This is a genomic window from Streptomyces flavofungini, from assembly GCF_041028215.1.
GTDB lineage: Bacteria > Actinomycetota > Actinomycetes > Streptomycetales > Streptomycetaceae > Streptomyces > Streptomyces flavofungini_B.
The window spans coordinates 1-3,429 of sequence record NZ_JASKYR010000790.1 but is presented as its reverse complement, the minus strand read 5'-3'; the positions used below and the strand labels follow the sequence as shown (position 1 = coordinate 3,429).

General features: G+C 73.0%; 3 protein-coding genes. All 3 read right to left on the bottom strand.

What is annotated here, in order from left to right; all coding sequences use genetic code 11:
• Positions 1-709: SRPBCC domain-containing protein (locus AB8Z36_RS34495; protein ID WP_369217329.1), on the bottom strand; the 709-nt coding region annotated here is incomplete at its 3' end.
• A 60-nt stretch (positions 710-769) separates the two neighbouring features.
• Complete coding sequence (locus tag AB8Z36_RS34490) at positions 770-2,338, bottom strand: polyamine aminopropyltransferase (RefSeq protein WP_369217328.1); 1,569 nt, start codon at positions 2,336-2,338, stop codon at positions 770-772.
• Positions 2,339-2,474: 136 nt separating this feature from the next.
• Positions 2,475-2,999 (bottom strand): DUF2617 family protein, encoded by a 525-nt coding sequence (locus AB8Z36_RS34485; protein ID WP_369217327.1) that lies wholly within the window; start codon positions 2,997-2,999, stop codon positions 2,475-2,477.
• Positions 3,000-3,429: the final 430 nt, after the last annotated feature.

The following is a 3,429-nucleotide window of genomic DNA, read 5'->3' as shown; positions in this document are numbered from 1 at the left end:
GGGCGTGGTCGACCTCCTCGGCGCTGCGGCCGATCATCGTGCGGCGGGCGTGCGCGGCCTCGGCGGGCGGTACGTCGATGTCCTCGACGTCCCCCATCTCGTCGAGGCGCTCGGGCCCGTCCGCGTCGTCGAGCCCGGTCAGCTCGTCGACGTCGTCGATGCCGTCGATGCCGTCGATGCCGAGCGCGTCGTCAAGACCCTCCACGTCGTCGCGTTCGATGTCCTCGTCCACCTCGGGAAGCGCCTCCGTGCCCTCCTCCGGCGGTCCGGAGTCCGCGGGCGCCGCCGCCGCGAGCCCCTCGGCGAACCGGTCGAGCAGCCGCAGCACGGCGGACTCGACGGCCTGCGGGGTGTTCTCCTCGGTGATGCGCCCGTCCGCGGTGGCCGTGCCGCCGAAGACGAGATGCGCCCCCGCGTCGGCGGAGACGATCCGCACGGTCAGCGAGAGCCGGACGGAACCGGTGCCGCGCGCCTCGCTCCCCTCGCCCTCGACGGCGTACGTACCGTCGCCGCGGGCGTGGACGGCCGCCGCCCCCCGGTAGGTGATCGAGTGCCCCCCGACGCGCACTTTCAGCCGACCGGAGAGCGGCCCCGCCGCGTCCTCCGCGTCGCGCTGAAGTCCGGGCACCGCCCCCGCGACCCGCTCGGGGTCTGCGAGAACCTGCCGGAGACGCTCTGCCGGAACCGGAACGAACACCTCATGCTCCATGGCATTTGAGCCTACCCACGCACCCGCCCCTATGTGCATTGGTTCGGCGGAGCGTGTACGTCAGTTCGCGTAACGCGGATGCACCAGAGTGGACGCCGCAAGGCCCGGCACCCTGGTCCGCAGCACCGCGCGGGCCCCGGCGCGCACGACCTCGGAGCGCTCGGCGCCCGCGAGCACCGGGCGCGCCCGCGAGGCCAGCACGAACCCCCAGTCGCGCGCCGCCCGCATCCCCTGTGATGTGCGGTCGGGGCCCGCGGCGAACCCCGACTGGCGGCCTCCCACGCGGTACGGCACGGTCCGCAGGCCCGCCGCGCGGACGGTCGCCTCCACCGTCCAGAAGACGCGCGGCCTGGTCGACACGGGCCCCGCGTGCACGGCGATCCGGCCGCCGGGGGCCAGGACGCGGGTGGCGAGGCCGTAGAACTCCTGGGAGTAGAGCTTCGTGCTCGCCGTGATGCCGGGGTCGGGCAGATCGGAGATCACCACGTCGTACGTGCCGTGCGCGGCGCGCAGCCAGCGGAAGGCGTCCCCGGTCACCACCCGCACCCGGCGGTCGCGGTACGCGTGGCCGTTGAGCCCGCTCAGGGCCGGGTCGTGCCGGGCCAGGTCGACGACGCCCGCGTCCAGCTCGACCACGTCGACATGGCGCACGCCCCGGTGGCGCAGCACCTCGCGGGCGGCGAGGCCGTCACCACCGCCGAGGATGAGCACGCGCGCGTGGGGGCCGCTCATCGCGGGGTGGACGAGGCCCTCGTGGTACCGGTGCTCGTCGCGGCCGCTGATCCGCAGCCGGCCGTCGAGGTAGAGGTCGAGGGAGCGCCGCTCGCCGCCGGTCAGGACGACCTCCTGGACGTCCGTCTGGACGGCCACGCGCACATCGCCGCCGTAGACCGCGCGGCGCGCCGCCCGCTCGAAGTCGTCGACCAGGACGGCGGCCGTGGCGAGCAGGGACAGGACCAGCACGTTGGCGGTGAGCAGGACCCAGCGGGCGCGCCCGCTCAGGTCGTGCCGGAAGAGGCCGAGGACGAGCGCGCCGCCCGCGAGGGTGTTGACGGCCCCCGTGAAGAGGGCGCCGGTGAGCTGGCCGAAGAGCGGGAGCAGCAGGAACGGGAAGGCGAGGCCGCCGACCAGCGCCCCTACGTAGTCGGCGGCGAAGAGGTCGGCCACGGCGCCGCTCGCGTCCTGGCGCCGGATGCGCTGGATGAGGACCATCAGGAGCGGCACCTCGGCGCCGATGAGGATGCCGATGGCGAGGGAGAACGCGACGAGCAGCAGCCGGGAGCCGCCCGCCCACACCTCGCCCCGGTCGCCGGTCCACGCGAACGCCGCGTACAACGCCATGGCGCTGCACCCGCCCACCACGGCGAGCGCCGCCTCGACGAGGCCGAAGGAGACCGAGGCGCGGCACCGCAGCCGCTTGGCGAGCAGCGAGCCGATGCCCATGGCGAAGACCATCACGGAGAGCACGACCGAGGCCTGGGTGACGGAGTCGCCGATCAAGTAGGACGCGAGGGCGACCAGTTCGAGTTCGTAGACCAGCCCGCAGGCGGCGCAGACGAACACGCCCACGAGGACGAGGAAACGTCCCGCCCGGGGCGAGACCGGCAACGGCACGGACGACTGGATCACGCCTGGAACGCTACGTCACCACGCCCTGACGCCAAGTCACCCACAAGGGTGTAACTGGCCCGGCGGCGGTGTAGACGCGCCCTTTCCGGGTTCGGGACGCGGCGGGTGTCATCGGCTCCTCCGGAGGCGCCGCGGCTCAGAGCGCGGCGGGCAGCGGCAGCCGCACTCCCACCCGGGTCCGCGTGGCCACCAACTGGCCTTCCTGCGGATACGCGTGCCAGGTACGCCACATGACCGAGCCCTCGTGCCGCTGCGCGAGCAGCGCGGTGAAGGCGTGCGGGCTGCCGGGGAACACTCCGGCGAGGCCGTGCGGGTGCTCGGCGACGAGGGCGAGCAACTCCTGGGCGCGGCCCGCGAACTGGCCGCGCGAGAGGGTCTCGACACGCGCCGCGAACTCGTACTCCCAGTCGCCCACGCGCTTGGACACGCCCAGCGGGAGCGGCGTACTGCTGCCCGGGATGCAGGCGACGGTCTCGGAACAGGTGCCGCGCTCCTGCTCGATGAGGACCTGGTGCGAGGCTCCGAGCAGCCTCAACTCCATTTTCACGTCCGCCAGTTCGAGTTCCAGGGTGGCGAGGGCGGGCAGGGGCTCGCGGCCCAGGGCCCATGCGAGGTCCTCGGCGCGCGTGTCGGTATAGACAGTCTTCAAGGTCGTGAGCATGGGTCGGCTCCGCAAACACGCAATGGAGGTGGGACCGGCGCACCGTATCGGACCCGGGACGCCGAAATACCGGCTCGTGCCCACGAGCACGTCACGTACGGATGTCCCGGAATCGGACCTTGAAACCTGTGACGGACGTCGGGGCGGTGCTGATTGACGAGGGAATCATGGTCGACGACACTGCCACAGCACTTTTACCCAACTTCGTGCGCTTTCCATCCCCTCGGGGGCCGCACAGTTCAACTGTTCAGTCCCGTCCGCCCGGTACCGCACCGCGAGCACGCGCCCGCCGCGCCGGGGCACCCGCATACGCACCATGCCCCCGGCAACGTCGAAGCGCCCGGCGGAAGTTGCCTTCCCCGCCGGGCGCTCCATGGGATCGGTGGACCAGCTGCCCCGTGTCAGCTGCCTCCGCCGCATCCTCCCCCGC